General features: G+C 64.7%; 14 protein-coding genes. 6 read left to right on the top strand and 8 right to left on the bottom strand.

Annotation, left to right across the window (positions count from 1 at the left end):
* Positions 1 to 37: 37 nt before the first annotated feature.
* From GRI32_RS04020 to GRI32_RS04000, 5 genes are all read right to left on the bottom strand, one after another.
* Positions 38 to 517, bottom strand: coding sequence for a GNAT family N-acetyltransferase (locus GRI32_RS04020; RefSeq protein ID WP_160589846.1), 480 nt, complete (start codon positions 515 to 517; stop codon positions 38 to 40).
* Positions 518 to 523: 6 nt separating this feature from the next.
* Entirely contained in the window at positions 524 to 3949 is a 3426-nt protein-coding gene (locus tag GRI32_RS04015; RefSeq protein ID WP_160589845.1) for an AAA family ATPase, read from the bottom strand.
* A 26-nt stretch (positions 3950 to 3975) separates the two neighbouring features.
* The gene (locus GRI32_RS04010) at positions 3976 to 4728 is read right to left on the bottom strand and encodes a thioredoxin domain-containing protein (protein ID WP_160589844.1); all 753 of its coding nucleotides are present in this window, start codon (positions 4726 to 4728) and stop codon (positions 3976 to 3978) included.
* Between the two features lie 107 nt (positions 4729 to 4835).
* Positions 4836 to 5525, bottom strand: coding sequence for a thioredoxin domain-containing protein (locus GRI32_RS04005; protein ID WP_160589843.1), 690 nt, complete (start codon positions 5523 to 5525; stop codon positions 4836 to 4838).
* The gene (locus tag GRI32_RS04000; RefSeq protein ID WP_160589842.1) at positions 5522 to 6094 is read right to left on the bottom strand and encodes a DUF721 domain-containing protein; all 573 of its coding nucleotides are present in this window, start codon (positions 6092 to 6094) and stop codon (positions 5522 to 5524) included. The genes GRI32_RS04005 and GRI32_RS04000 overlap by 4 nt, the downstream gene beginning before the upstream one ends.
* Before the next feature lie 29 nt (positions 6095 to 6123).
* On the opposite strand from GRI32_RS04000, the gene GRI32_RS03995 reads away from it, so the two are divergent.
* Positions 6124 to 7161, top strand: a complete 1038-nt coding sequence (locus tag GRI32_RS03995) for an A/G-specific adenine glycosylase (RefSeq protein ID WP_160589841.1) — start codon at positions 6124 to 6126, stop codon at positions 7159 to 7161.
* Here the strand turns inward: GRI32_RS03995 and GRI32_RS03990 are convergent.
* Positions 7158 to 7379 carry a hypothetical protein gene (locus GRI32_RS03990; protein ID WP_160589840.1) on the bottom strand — a complete coding sequence of 74 codons (222 nt, stop codon included), beginning with the start codon at positions 7377 to 7379 and terminating at the stop codon, positions 7158 to 7160. The genes GRI32_RS03995 and GRI32_RS03990 overlap by 4 nt on opposite strands.
* A gap of 135 nt (positions 7380 to 7514) precedes the next feature.
* On the opposite strand from GRI32_RS03990, the gene GRI32_RS03985 reads away from it, so the two are divergent.
* From GRI32_RS03985 to GRI32_RS03975, 3 genes are read left to right on the top strand one after another with little or no spacing between them, the layout of a single operon-like run.
* On the top strand, positions 7515 to 8849 hold the full coding sequence (locus tag GRI32_RS03985) for a serine hydrolase domain-containing protein (RefSeq protein WP_337190147.1): 1335 nt from the start codon (positions 7515 to 7517) through the stop codon (positions 8847 to 8849).
* Positions 8849 to 9745: an NAD(+) diphosphatase gene (nudC, locus tag GRI32_RS03980; protein WP_160589838.1), complete on the top strand. Its 897-nt coding sequence runs from the start codon at positions 8849 to 8851 to the stop codon at positions 9743 to 9745. The genes GRI32_RS03985 and nudC overlap by 1 nt, the downstream gene beginning before the upstream one ends.
* Entirely contained in the window at positions 9742 to 10422 is a 681-nt protein-coding gene (locus GRI32_RS03975; RefSeq protein ID WP_160589837.1) for a DsbA family oxidoreductase, read from the top strand. The genes nudC and GRI32_RS03975 overlap by 4 nt, the downstream gene beginning before the upstream one ends.
* Before the next feature lie 42 nt (positions 10423 to 10464).
* Here GRI32_RS03975 and GRI32_RS03970 read toward each other — a convergent pair whose 3' ends face one another.
* The gene (locus GRI32_RS03970) at positions 10465 to 10713 is read right to left on the bottom strand and encodes a hypothetical protein (RefSeq protein ID WP_160589836.1); all 249 of its coding nucleotides are present in this window, start codon (positions 10711 to 10713) and stop codon (positions 10465 to 10467) included.
* 149 nt (positions 10714 to 10862) lie between these two features.
* Positions 10863 to 11249 (bottom strand): DUF1489 family protein, encoded by a 387-nt coding sequence (locus GRI32_RS03965; RefSeq protein WP_419866758.1) that lies wholly within the window; start codon positions 11247 to 11249, stop codon positions 10863 to 10865.
* 269 nt (positions 11250 to 11518) lie between these two features.
* Here GRI32_RS03965 and GRI32_RS03960 point away from each other — a divergent pair, with 269 nt between their 5' ends.
* Both GRI32_RS03960 and GRI32_RS03955 read left to right on the top strand, forming a co-directional pair.
* Complete coding sequence (locus GRI32_RS03960; RefSeq protein ID WP_160589834.1) at positions 11519 to 11740, top strand: twin-arginine translocase TatA/TatE family subunit; 222 nt, start codon at positions 11519 to 11521, stop codon at positions 11738 to 11740.
* Between the two features lie 25 nt (positions 11741 to 11765).
* Positions 11766 to 12725 (top strand): CorA family divalent cation transporter, encoded by a 960-nt coding sequence (locus GRI32_RS03955; RefSeq protein ID WP_160589833.1) that lies wholly within the window; start codon positions 11766 to 11768, stop codon positions 12723 to 12725.
* Positions 12726 to 12755 lie beyond the last annotated feature (30 nt).

Below are 12755 nucleotides of genomic sequence, written 5' to 3'. Positions count from 1 at the left end.
GAGCTATTTGTGATGCACTGCGCGGCGATGCTGCCGGTCAGCGGCCCATGTCGGTCATGCCCAGACTGCGGTAGAGTCGTTCGGCCCCCGACCGGTTGGCAATTTCCACCTTCAGTTCGACCGATTCGTATCCGTGCTGCGCGAAATGGGCGAAGCTGTGGAGAAGCAGCGCCTTGCCGATGCCGTGCCGGCGATGGCTGGCCGCAACGGCGAGGTCCTTGATGAAGGCATTTTTCCAGCACAGGCAGATTCCAACCAGCGCCTTGCCGGGACCACGGGCGAGAAAGATCGTGTCCGGCGCATAGTCGGGATCAGTCAGCAGCCAGTCGCGCCATGCGTCCAGAGCAGGCAGGGGGGAGCTCGCTTCGGCATAGATCTGCGTCAGCAGCGCGTGCACATGGTCACCATCACGCTCTGGATCGAATGTCGCCAGGCAGATGCCTTCGGGCCACACGGGCTGTTCCAGCGGATCGGACAGATATTTCGTCAGGCGACGAAAGGTCGCAGGTCCGGCCATAACGGGCTATTCCGCCGCCAGCAGTTCCTCGGCCGCGCCAAGGTCCACGCTGACGAGGCGGCTGATACCCTTTTCCACCATGGTCACGCCGAACAGGCGGTGCATGCGGCTCATCGTCACGGCATTATGGGTGACGATCAGATAGCGTGTGTCGGTTTCCTTCACCATCGAATCGAGCAGGTCGCAGAAGCGATCGATATTGGCATCGTCGAGCGGCGCATCGACCTCGTCCAGCACGCAAATTGGTGCCGGATTGGTTAAAAACAGCGCAAATATAAGCGCGGTTGCGGTTAGTGCTTGCTCGCCACCCGATAGCAGGCTGAGCGATTGCAGGCGCTTGCCCGGTGGCTGGGCGTAGATTTCCAGGCCAGCCTCCAGCGGATCATCGCTGTCGATCAGCGCCAGATGCGCCTGTCCGCCTTCGAACAGGCGGGTGAACAGGTGGCGGAAGTGGCCGTCCACCGCCTCGAACGCCGTGCGCAGGCGCTCGCGCCCCTCACGGTTGAGATTGCCGATCGATCCGCGCAGGCGGTTGACCGCCTCGGCCAGCTCCTCCTGCTCGGCGGCGCTGGCACCGTGTTCCTGCTCGATCCGGGCCAGCTCGTCGGCAGCCACAAGATTAACCGGGCCGATCCGCTCGCGGCTGGTGACGAGCCGGTCCATCTCCTCGCTTTCGGCGGAGGAATCCTTGACCTGCTCGGTATCGAACGCAAGCCTGCTGCCCAGCAGCGAGGGTGGGCACTGGAAGCGCTCGCCCGAAATGCGCGCCATTTCCTCGCGCCGGGATTCCTCGTTTTCCGCGCGCGCGGCCAGTGTGGCGCGGTTTTCCCGGGCGGTGGAGAGCGCTTCATTGGCTTCATGCAGCGCGCCTTCGGCCACGCGCATTTCCTCATTCGCGGCGTTCACTGCGGCATCGGCGGCGGCCAGTTCCGCCCCCAGCCGGGCGCGCACAGCCTCACCGCCCTCAATCTCACGCATCAGGCCTTCGGGCTTGGCTGCGGTGACGGCGCGTTCTTCCTCGATCTCCTCGAACCGCGCGGCCATGCCCGCCAGTCGCTGCGCCGCCTCGCCAGCGCGCGCCTGCCAGTTGCTCTTGTCCGATCGCTGGGCCGCCACACGTTCACGCGCCACGGCCAGCGCCTGATCATGCGCGGCAAGGCTGGCCATTGCCGCCTGCACCGCCTCACGCGCCGCCTCGTGCCGCGCGCGCGCAGCATCCAGCGAGGCGCGCCCGCTCGCCGGATCGGGCAGAGCGGCGCGCTTGTCCTGCGCGGCCTTCACTTCGCTTTCGGCAATTGTGCGCTGCTGGGCCAGTTCCTGTTCGGCGGCGGCGATTTCCTCCAGCCGCGCGGCCAACCGCTCGCGCCGGTCCTCTGCCTGATCGAGCGCGCGCAGGGCCTGACGCTCCGCCTCTGCGGCTTCATTCACCGCGCGCTCCACGGCCACCAGTTCGCGTTGCAGCTCTGATGCTTCCTCGCTCAGCCGTTCATGCATGGTCTGCGCAGCGGACAGAGCCTCCCGCAGCGCTGGCAACTGGCCTTCCAGATCCTCAAAGCGGTTGTCCGCTTCCAGCCGAGCAGCCTCGGCAGCGCCTTCCCCGCGCGCGATGAAGCCGTCCCAGCGGCGCAGGAAACCATCGCGTGTCACCAGCCATTCGCCCGGCGAAAGCACGCGCCCGTCGTCCGCATCGGCAACATGCACCAGGGCGAGGCGGGCAGCGAGCTGATCGGGGCAGGCGCGCACATGATCGGCCAGACTGTCCGCCACCTTGGTTGGCACGGCGGAGCCGGTCCAGAACCGCCCTTCGGCAGCCTTCTCCGGCATCCCCAATGGTGATTTGCCATCGCGGCCAAGCACTGCGGCGAGCGCGCGCTCATAGCCCTTTTCGGCCGAGAGCTTGTCCAGTGCGGAGGGCAGGCCGTGCTGGCTGCTCTGCCGCTTGGCGCGCGCTGCCCGGTCGCGTTCCAGCGCCTGAAACTCGCGCTCCACGCCCGCCAGTTCGGCCCGGGCAGACGATAGCGCGCTGGCGGCGGCATCGCGCTGCGCGGTCAGCGCATCCTTGCGGGCGCGTTCTGCTTCCAGCCGGGCGCGCAATTCCTCCAGCCGGGCGGCGGCATGTTCGGCATTGCCCCTGGCCTGCGTGACCGCCTGCTGCGGATCGCCTTCCTCGCTCAGGCTTTCGCGCTGAGCGGTCAGGCGGCGCGCGTCCTGGTCCAGCCGGTCCAGCCGCGATTGCGCCTGCGCCAGTTCAGCGTCCGCCACCCGCCACTCGGCCTCCACCCCGGCGTGATCCGCTGTGGCTTTGGCCAGCGCCAGTTCGGCAGTGCGGCCGGCGCGGTCCATATCTTCGGATCTGGCGAGCAGGGCGGGGCGCTTTGCCTCATCCTCCGCCAGCGCCTTTTCCCCTGCGGCCAGCGTCTGTTCCAGCGTCTTGAGCGCCTGCGCGGCATCGCGCGTCATCCGGTCAGCCTCGCCGCGATCTTCTTCCAGCCGCTGCTTCTGGCGGTCGAGATCGGCGAGGCGCTGCTGGGCGGCTTCCAGCTGGGTGGATAGCGCCGCCATGCGGTGACCGTGGGCGCTGGCATCATCGCGGCGGTCGGCCAGTTCCTCCCGCAAATCGGCCAGCTTCTGGGCGAGCTCGTGTTGCAGCTTCTGCGCCTGCCTGGCCGCTTCCTGTGCGCTGGCCACCTTGCCATCGGCCAGCTTGGCCTGTTCGCGGGCAGCCTCCGCCGCCGATGCCGCATCGCGCCACCGGGCGAACAGCAGCCGCGCCTCGGCAATCTGGATGGTGGCGGTCAGTTCCTTGTAGCGTTCGGCTTGCCGCGCCTGCCGCCGAAGCGACGATATCTGGCTGTCCAGTCCGGCCATCAGGTCCTCCAGCCGGGCGAGATTGCGCTCCGTCTGGTTGAGCTTGTTTTCGGCATCGCGGCGGCGGACATGCAGCCCGGCAATACCTGCTGCCTCTTCCAGCATCATCCGCCGTTCGGCAGGCTTGGCGGCGATGACCTGGGCGATCTTGCCCTGGCTGACCAGCGCGGGCGAATGCGCGCCGGTGGCGGCATCGGCGAACACCAGCGACACGTCCTTGGCCCGCACGTCGCTGCCATTGACGCGGTAGGCGCTGCCCGCGCCGCGCTCTATCCGGCGGGTGACGTTCAGCTCCTCACCCTGATCATCGGCGGCGTGGAGGACAACTTCGGCAAAATCGCGCGGAGGGCGGGTGGCGGTGCCCGCGAAGATCACATCCTCCATTCCGCCAGAGCGCATGGATTTGGGCGAGTTTTCACCCATCACCCAGCGGATTGCCTCCAGCAGGTTGGACTTGCCGCAGCCATTGGGGCCGACAACCCCCGTCAGCCCCGGTTCTATGCGCAGTTCAGCCGGCTCTACGAAGCTCTTGAACCCTGAGAGTCTGAGCTTCCTGATCTGCATCCGGCTGTGCCTTTATCCCGCGCCGCTCAGCGGGCGCCGGCTTGTTGCAGCGCGGCTTCGACGCTGGCCCAGTTGGCGCCATCGAGGCGTTGGCCATTGAGGAAGAACGTGGGCGTGCCGGTCACACCCGCTTCTTCCGACACGGTCTGGGTCGTTTCAGCCAGCGTCTGGATGGCGGCGACATCGTTGAAGCACGCAGCGGTCTGATCGCGGCTGATCCCGCGCGCGGCGAAGAACTCGCCCACTCCGCCTGCTTCGGCCAGCGCCAGGAAGCGCTGGTCATTGGGCAGGCTGTTGGCGGCTTCCAGTGCGGCGGTATTGTTCTGGAACGGACCGGTCACGGCGTTGAGATCGCCCCAGATCTGGTCGGCAATCGGCACGGCGGCGGTGACCGGGGAGCATTCCAGCGCGCGGGTCAGCAGCAGGTCGACCACGCCGTGGATCATCACGCTGCGGAATTCATAGCTGACGCGGCCCGATGCGACATATTCCTCATGCAGCTTGCGCGATCCGTCCATGGAAAACTGCGCACAGGCGGGACAGGTGAGCGAGCCATATTCGACCAGCTTGATCGGTGCATCGGGATTGCCCACCAGCCAGCCGGCCTGCTCCGTACGCACGGCCTGCAGGTTCCAGTCGCTGCCGGCAGGGGCTGCGATGGACTCAATGGGCTCTGCCGTCAGGCTGCCGGTGGCGTCATCCTCTGAACTGCAGGCGGCAAGCCCCAGAAACAGCGGGGCGGAAATAGTGGCAAGGGCGATGCTGCGCAGCATGGTCATCAGGTCAATCCAGTCATTTGCTTGTCGGGAAAAGGCTAGCCCAAGGGGCAGGGGTTCTCAAAATACGGGTTGCGGGCAAAACGGGCTTTTGCACAGGATATGCCCACCTATTGGCCCGCCGCGGTCAGCGATCGCTGCAAGTTGGCCCAATCGTGCACTCCGGCGACCATGGCGCCATTGATGGCGAAGCTTGGCGTGCCGGGAATTTCCCACCTTGTGTTGTCTGCCCGCGCGCGCTCGGCAACGGCACGTGCGGCTGCTTCATCCGTCAGGCACTGGTCCAGCTGCACAGAGCTGTATCCGCGCGGTTCCATCAGTTCGTAGAAGTCGAGATCGGAGGCGATGGCGCGCATGCGTGCGCCCACCGTGCCGGTGGTCCAGCGTTGGGTCTGTGCCGGAGTGGCCTCTATCGCCACCTGCAGCCAGCGCTCCTGCGCGCGCAGCATGGTGCGGTGATTGCCCCAGAACTTGCTTTCCGGTCCGCATTCGGTGGTCAGCACCGCCGCCAGATCCAGCGGATTGCGGATCACGTGGCGCACTTCCAGACTGGCCTGGCCGGTCTGGATATAGTTGAGCCGCAGGGGCGCATCCGATTGCAGTTCAAAATTGGCGCAATGCGGGCAGGAATAGCTGATAAAGGTGATCAGCTTGGTCGCCGCATCGGGATTGCCCAGACGGTGGCCGCCGTCAGTTTCTGAAAAAGTGGCGCCCCAGTCCTGCGTGCGCGCATTTTGCCCGCTGAGTGTAGTGAGCGGTGCTGCTGCCAGCAACAGCCCTGCCAGAATGGCGCGTTTCATCTGCCTTCGTCCTCTCTTGCCCCGATCGAGCGCGCCAGCGATTCGAGCACCGTGCGCAGTTCGGGGTCGCCAATATCGCGCAGGCTGTCACCCAGTTCCATCGGAATGGGTTTGAGCGACACCGGCGCAGCCCTGTTTGCCTCAGCATTCTGTGGCTTAACCTCACCTTGCCGCATTTTCACGCGGGCAACGGCCTTATAACCGAAGAAACGGTTCACCCGCTCGATTATTTCGGGAATGACGTGCTGGATCAGCGGAGCGTGAGCAGGCTTCACCACCAGCTGGAGGATGCCGTCGGCCTTCTCTCCCGGCGGGAAGCGGATCGATTCGGGGGCGCACACCCTGGCGTGGGTTTCGCCCACGATTTCCGGCCAGCGCGTCACCACCGATGCCTGGACAAAGCCAAAACGGCGAAAAGCGGCGCGGCCGATCTGCGGAACCAGTTCGGACACGGGTCTGGCCATGCCGCCGCGCGGGCGCTCATAGGGTTTCGGCTTCCCCTTGGCAGGACCCCTTGCAGGGGCCTTTGCGGGGGACTTCTTCTCAGGCTTGTCGCTGTCGCGTTCCATTGCGCGGATGGCTATGCCATGACCGGGGCATGGAGGATAGGGTCGCCAGCCTGCTTTTGGATTGGTACGCCGATCATGCGCGCAGCCTGACGTGGCGCGCGGCCCCCGGTAGTGCGCTGCCCGATCCGTACCGCGTGTGGCTGTCCGAAGTGATGTTGCAGCAGACCACCACCGCCGCCGTTGCCCCCTATTTCAGCAGATTTACCCAGAGATGGCCCGACGTGCAGGCTCTCGCCGCTGCACCGGAGGAGGAGGTTATGGCGGCATGGGCGGGCCTTGGATATTACTCGCGCGCCCGCAATCTTGTGGCCGCAGCGCGCGAAGTGGCGGCCATGGGCGGCTTTCCCGATACCGAGGAGGAACTGCGCCAGCTGCCGGGGCTGGGCGCCTATACCGCAGCGGCGATTGCGGCGATTGCCTTTGGCCGGCGCGCCGTGGTGGTGGATGCCAATGTCGAGCGGGTGGTCTCACGCCTGTTCGCGATAGAGGAGCCGCTGCCCGGATCGCGCAAGATCATCCGCCAACGGGCAGACAGCATTACGCCGGACGAGCGATCGGGTGATTTCGCGCAGGCGATGATGGATCTGGGCGCCACCATCTGCACCGCGCGCGATGCCAGGTGCCTGTTGTGTCCGTTGCAGGAAGTCTGTCAGGGCAGGGTAACGGGCGACCCGCTGCGCCTGCCGGTCAAGGCGGCCAAGAAGCCCAAGCCGTCGCGCACCGGAACCGCCTTCTGGATAGAGCGGGACAGCCATGTCTGGCTGGTCACACGGCCGGGCAGGGGCATGCTGGGGGGCATGCGCGCTCTGCCCGATGATGGCTGGTCTGCGGGCAGTGACGGCGATGAGGAGGCCCCGCTGTCAGGCGCGTGGCGCGCGGGCGGCGTGGTGCGGCACAGCTTCACCCATTTCCACCTGGAACTGGGCGTGGCGATCCATGCCGGGGATGATTGTGGTGAGCCATCCGGCCTGACCGGGGGCGAGTGGTGGCCGGTGGCGGAAATCGAAGCTGCCGGCCTGCCGACGCTGTTCGCCAAGGCAGCGCGGCTGGCGCTGGCGCGCGCTTAAAGGACGCCGCCGCCCAGCAACAGGCGGACCACCGCCACGGCAAAGATGATCAGGCAGAAATTGCGGCCACTGTCCGATTTCGAAAGCGCGCCGATGGCAATGCCCACCACAACCAGCGGCAGCGCCAGCCAGTTGCCCCAGCCAAGCAGGGGAATTTGCGACGGGATCACGATCACCAGTGACAGCAATCCGATGAGTATGGAGACAATATTGAGCATGTGTCTTATATAGATAAGACAGTGAAGTCTGACAAGTGTTGCGCCAGATTTATGCCAGTGATCCGTCGGCCTTGCGGGGCTGCAATCGCCTGCTACTGTCCCCGCTCGAACTGGATCAATACCCGGAGAAATCATGTGAACGCCTGCCAGGTTCTGGCCGCAAGTCTCTCGCGGCGCGCGGTGCTGCGCAGCACTGCCATGCTGGGTGCGGGCGCGGCGCTTTCTGCCGCCCCGTTTTCAAGCCCGGCGATGGCGCTGGCCAATGGCGGCTGGCCGCGCGTGCGCCGCATGGTCGATTCCTATGTGGAGGATGGCAAGGTGGCCAATATGGTAGCCGGCCTGGGCTTTGCGCAGGCCAGTCCCACCTTCATCGCCGCCGGGAATACCAGCTTTACCAGCGGCCTGATGGCGGGGCCGGATTCGCTTTACCGGATTTATTCGATGACCAAGCCGGTCACTGCCATGGCGGTGATGATGTGCATTGAAGATGGCCTGCTGACGCTGGACCAGCCGATTGCCGAAATCATTCCCGCCTTTGCCAACATGCAGGTGCAAAAGGAATATGACGGCGCGATCACGGCGGATAATCTGGAGCCCGCCGTGCGCCCCATCACCGTGCGCCACTGCCTGACGCACACGTCTGGCCTTGGCTATTCGATCGTCCAGCAGGGACCGATCGCGGCCTATTACAATGCCAATGGACTGGTGCCCGGCCAGGTCACCCGCCTGCCATTGCCGGACGGGATTTTCAGCGGCAGGCCGGCTCCCAGCCTGGAGGCCTTTGCCCACCAGCTTGCCGCCGCGCCGCTGGTCTATCAGCCGGGCACGCACTGGTCCTATTCCGTCGGGCTGGACCTGCTGGGCCGGGTGATCGAAGTGGTCACCGGCAAGGCGTTCGATACCTTCCTGCAGGAGCGCATCTTCACCCCCTGCGACATGACCAGTACCTTCTTCCGCGTGCCAGAGAGCGAGAAGGCCCGCCTTTCCGCCAATTACTTCGTGCTGGAAGGCGAACTGCTGCCGATCGACCTGCCCGACAGTTCGATCTTTCTGGACAAACCCGCCTTCCCCTTTGGCGGGGCGGGTCTGGTCTCCAGCTCCAGCGATTATGACCGCTTCCTGATGATGCTGGCGGGCTATGGCGCAATCGATGGTGTGCGCGTGATGAGCGAGGCCAGCGTGCGCCTCGCCACGTCCAACCTCCTGCCCGATACGCTCGCCCCCGATGGCGGCTTCAGCTTTGGTGAGCGCAAGTTCGGCTTTGGCGCGGGCGGACTGGTCGGGATTGACGATGCCGATGGCCTGTTTGGCTGGTTTGGCGCGGCGGGAACGGCCGGCCTGGTCAACCTCAAATCCGGCCTCCGGCACAATCTGATGACCCAGTACATGCCCTCCGGCGCCTATCCGGTTTACACCGATTTCCCCGTGCTGGCGGCCACCGACGCCGCAACGCAGACGATATTCCGATAATGGCTGCCGAGATTTCCTTTGCCGCGCACGGGCTGGACCGTGCCGATCACCTGCGCACCGATGCTGACAGGCTGGCGCAGCTGCGCGCCGGTCCCGATGCACTGCTGCTGGCGCTGGATGGCCTTGCGCCCGAACTGGACGCGGATGACCGGCTGGTGTGGACCGGTTTCGGGCAGCTGGCAGACGATGCGGATGTGGTTTTCCTTGGCCTGAAGGATGGCGCGCCCGCCTTTGCCGCTGTGCCGAATGAGGGCGATGACCTGCCCGCCTATGCCCACCGCAAGAGCTGGGCGGCGATCTCGCGTCTCTCGCAGGGAGAACTGGCGCTGTACGGCGGTGCGCGCAGCCTGGTGGACTGGCACGCGCGGCACCGGTTCTGCGCCAAATGCGGCGCGCCCACCGTGCTGGCCAAGGGCGGCTGGCAGCGCGATTGCCCTTCCTGCGAAGCACAGCACTTCCCGCGCACCGATCCCGTCGCCATCATGCTGGTGGAGAACTCCACTGCGAACGGGGGCGAGCTGCTGCTGGGCCGCGGCCCGCATTACCCCGCGCGCAGCTATTCCGCGCTGGCCGGTTTTATCGAGCCGGGGGAAACCATCGAACAGGCCGTATCGCGTGAAGTCCTGGAGGAGGCGGGCGTCACCGTCCATTCGGTCAGCTATATTGCCAGCCAGCCGTGGCCGTTCCCGTCGCAACTGATGATCGGCTGCCACGGTTTCACCGATCAGCGCGATCTGACGGTGGATTATACCGAGCTGGAGGACGCGCGCTGGTTCACCCGCGCCGAAGTGGCGGAGGCGATGGAGCATGGACGCGATGCCACCAGCTTCATTCCGCCGCCCAGACACGCTATTGCCAATCACCTGCTGAGATGGTGGCTGGAGCAAGAGACATGAGCGATAAACTGACCGTGGACATCTGGTCCGACGTGGTGTGCCCCTGGTGCGCGATCGGCTGCACCCAGTTCGAACAGGCCGTGGCCGATCTGGCGGGCGATGTGGACGTGGAAATGCGCTTCATGCCGTTCGAACTGAACCCGCAGATGGGCCCCGAGGGCCACAATCAGGTGGACCTGCTGGCCAAGGCCTATGGCAAGACCCCGGCGGACGTTTTGCAGATGCGCCGCAATGTGGAGGCGACGGGCGCGGAAGCGGGCTTTCCCATGGCCTATTCGGGCGAGGGGGAGGAGCCGGTGCTGATGGTGTGGAACACGCATCAGGCGCACATGCTGCTGCGCTGGGCGCTGACCGTCGCGAATGCGGACGCTCAGGTGAGGCTGAAGAAGGCCATGTTCCGCGCCTATTTCCAGCAACGCCGCAATATCTCCGACCGCGAAGTGCTGCTCGATATAGCCGCAGCCGAGGGTTTCGACCGCGAAGCCGCCGCCGCCGCGCTGGACGATGAGGCGCTGTCCGCAGCGGTGAAAATGGAGGAGCAGCGCGGGCTGCAAAACCAGATCACCTCCGTCCCCACATTCGTGGTCAACGGCAAATATATCCTGCAAGGTGCAGCCCCGCCCGATGATTACAAGCAGGCGCTGTACAAACTCGCCAGCATGGAAGCGATGAGCTGAACGCCCCGATAGCCTGATTACGCGGAGAATCCGGCGGGACGATCAGCGCCTGGTGCGATCGCTCTGGATCTTGGTGCTGGTCTTGCGGCCTTTGAGGGCGTCTTCGGCAGGATTGTCGCTGCCGATGGCGCGTTCCCTGTCATCGGGATCGATCACACGGTTCATCTCGGCGCGCGCACCCACCAGCCTGTTCACCTCGCCGCCGGAAGTGCTGCCTTGCGAAGGGGTGGGAAATTCCGCCATCGAATCGATCAGTTTGTTGTCGGAATGGATTATCCGGCGTTTGGGCATTGGCCTTCTCCTGCTCTTGCGGTTTCGCGCTTGAGCTTTGGAGGATAAGGCCCATGCTGATCGGCCCAAATACGTAATTGGCGAAGGGCCGTGTTCGCAGGACAGATGCGGCGGCCATGCATTCGGGCAGGGCGCAAGGCGATCCCGCGCTAGACCAGCCCGAGTTTGCTCAATTTGCGTACCAGCACGCCGGGCATCGCATCGCCCGCCACTTCGCCGGCGGCCAGGTCCTTTGGCGCGGTCTTTTCGGTCAGGTAGCGCCAGCCCTGATGGCCGCGCTTGGCCTGCGGGTGGACGAGGATGAAACGGTTTTCGAGGATGATGTCCCAGTGCCCGTCGCTGTCGCGCTGCTCAAAGCCCACAATGGGCGATCGGCCCACCAGCGCGCCCTGGAATATCCAATAGAGCGATCCGCCTTCCATCTCCGCATGCCGCTTTGGCAGGTAGCGTGTGCGCACGCGCTTTTGCGCCTCATCTCCGCTGAACCAGTCCTGCACCTCTTCCAGCGAGGCGGCCTTGTAGGCGATCTTGGTCATGTTGAGCGGCATGGGGAGGGAGATAGGGTTTCGGGCGGAAATGCGAAAGCCCCTGTGCCCCATCCTGCCTTTTCTGCGGCAATGCGGGCGGTGATACGGGCGGGGCATTGCCTGTGGCATGACTGGCTGGCGAGCGGGCCGGATTTCGATCGCCGGGCACTGGCGGAATCGAATAATGCATCCGGCGCACCGGGGCACTGGAACAATGCGAGGGACAGGACTAAATACGCCGCTCATCTGGCGAAGCTTTTTTCGCGCAAGGAGCAATTATGGGAAGTCTGTCATTGACCCATTGGGTCATAGTACTGGTGGTTGCGATGGTCCTTTTCGGCCGGGGCCGCATTTCAGAGACGATGGGCGATTTCGGCAAGGGCATTACCAGCTTCCGCAAGGGAATGGCGGGTGAGGATGAGAGTGCTCCTGCCAAGAGCATTGAGACATTGCCCACGATCCGTGCAGAGATTGAATCCGCGCCGGTAAAGCCGGAATAATGGCGCCATCGGGCGCTCCGCCAGAATGATTGGTTTTGTCCTCGTCCGATCCGGCGACAATGTTGTCCGTGAACTTGCCGAGGGCAAGGACGTGGCGGTGGATGGCGCAGCCTTGCTGTGGGAACATATCGAGCAGGCAAGCGATGCCGATATCTCGCTGAAAATTCAGCGGACGGACATTCCCGCCGTCGTGTTTGCCGCCCTTGTCGCATCGGAAACCCGGCCCAGGTGCGACCAGATCGAGGATGGCGCGCTGATCAATCTGAGGGGGCCAGCGGCGCTGCCAGCTCCCGATGGCGACAGGCTGGTTTCCATTCGTGCGTGGGTCCACGGCGACAGGGTGATCTCTGTCAGCCGCCGCGGCCTTGCCGCAACCAGCCAGGTTGCAACGGCGATGAAGGCCGGCGCAATTTCCGATTGCGGCGATCTGGTGGCGGCGTTCTCCCAGTCCATCAGCAATGGTCTGGACCCTCAGGTGGCAAGCCTTGGTGACGATGTTGACGATTGCGAGAGCGAGCTCGAAGCAGGCAATATTTACCAGCTTCGCCGCCGGATCGCGACAATCCGCTCCCAGGCCATCGCCTTCAGGCGCTTTATCGCTCCCAACCGGGATGCGCTGCTGACTCTGGCCGGTCTGAGAGTGGACTGGCTTGCCGACGATGACCGCCTTCACATCCGCGAGGCTGCGGACCGTTTTTCGAGAATGGCGGAGGAACTGGAAGCGATCCGCGAACGCGCCGCCTTGCTGCATGAACAACTCACCGATCTGCGCGCGGAACTGGTTGATCAGCGCAGTCTGATGATTGCGATTGTCGCCTTCATCTTCCTGCCGCTGACATTCATTACCGGGCTGCTGGGCATGAATGTGCAAGGTATTCCCTTTGCCAATCAGCCTTGGGCATTCTGGGGAGTGGTCGCCTTTTGCAACGTGGTGGGGCTTATCGTCCTGGGCTGGTTCGGCATGCGCCACTGGCTGGGCAGGTAATCACCGCCCCTGCGGTGTGACAGCGCTGCT

The organism is Alteraurantiacibacter aestuarii (genome assembly GCF_009827405.1).
GTDB classification, from domain to species: domain Bacteria; phylum Pseudomonadota; class Alphaproteobacteria; order Sphingomonadales; family Sphingomonadaceae; genus Alteraurantiacibacter; species Alteraurantiacibacter aestuarii.
This window is presented reverse-complemented; position numbering and strand designations above follow the sequence as displayed.

Excerpts from the sequence above, each read along its gene's own strand:
- GRI32_RS04020 (WP_160589846.1), bottom strand. The coding sequence starts at position 517 with ATGGCCGGACCTGCGACCTTTCGTCGCCTGACGAAATATCTGTCCGAT.
- GRI32_RS04015 (WP_160589845.1), bottom strand. The coding sequence starts at position 3,949 with ATGCAGATCAGGAAGCTCAGACTCTCAGGGTTCAAGAGCTTCGTAGAG.
- GRI32_RS04010 (WP_160589844.1), bottom strand. The coding sequence starts at position 4,728 with ATGACCATGCTGCGCAGCATCGCCCTTGCCACTATTTCCGCCCCGCTG.
- GRI32_RS04005 (WP_160589843.1), bottom strand. The coding sequence starts at position 5,525 with ATGAAACGCGCCATTCTGGCAGGGCTGTTGCTGGCAGCAGCACCGCTC.
- GRI32_RS04000 (WP_160589842.1), bottom strand. The coding sequence starts at position 6,094 with ATGGAACGCGACAGCGACAAGCCTGAGAAGAAGTCCCCCGCAAAGGCC.
- GRI32_RS03995 (WP_160589841.1), top strand. The coding sequence starts at position 6,124 with ATGGAGGATAGGGTCGCCAGCCTGCTTTTGGATTGGTACGCCGATCAT.
- GRI32_RS03990 (WP_160589840.1), bottom strand. The coding sequence starts at position 7,379 with ATGCTCAATATTGTCTCCATACTCATCGGATTGCTGTCACTGGTGATC.
- nudC (WP_160589838.1), top strand. The coding sequence starts at position 8,849 with ATGGCTGCCGAGATTTCCTTTGCCGCGCACGGGCTGGACCGTGCCGAT.
- GRI32_RS03975 (WP_160589837.1), top strand. The coding sequence starts at position 9,742 with ATGAGCGATAAACTGACCGTGGACATCTGGTCCGACGTGGTGTGCCCC.
- GRI32_RS03970 (WP_160589836.1), bottom strand. The coding sequence starts at position 10,713 with ATGCCCAAACGCCGGATAATCCATTCCGACAACAAACTGATCGATTCG.
- GRI32_RS03965 (WP_419866758.1), bottom strand. The coding sequence starts at position 11,249 with ATGACCAAGATCGCCTACAAGGCCGCCTCGCTGGAAGAGGTGCAGGAC.
- GRI32_RS03960 (WP_160589834.1), top strand. The coding sequence starts at position 11,519 with ATGGGAAGTCTGTCATTGACCCATTGGGTCATAGTACTGGTGGTTGCG.
- GRI32_RS03955 (WP_160589833.1), top strand. The coding sequence starts at position 11,766 with ATGATTGGTTTTGTCCTCGTCCGATCCGGCGACAATGTTGTCCGTGAA.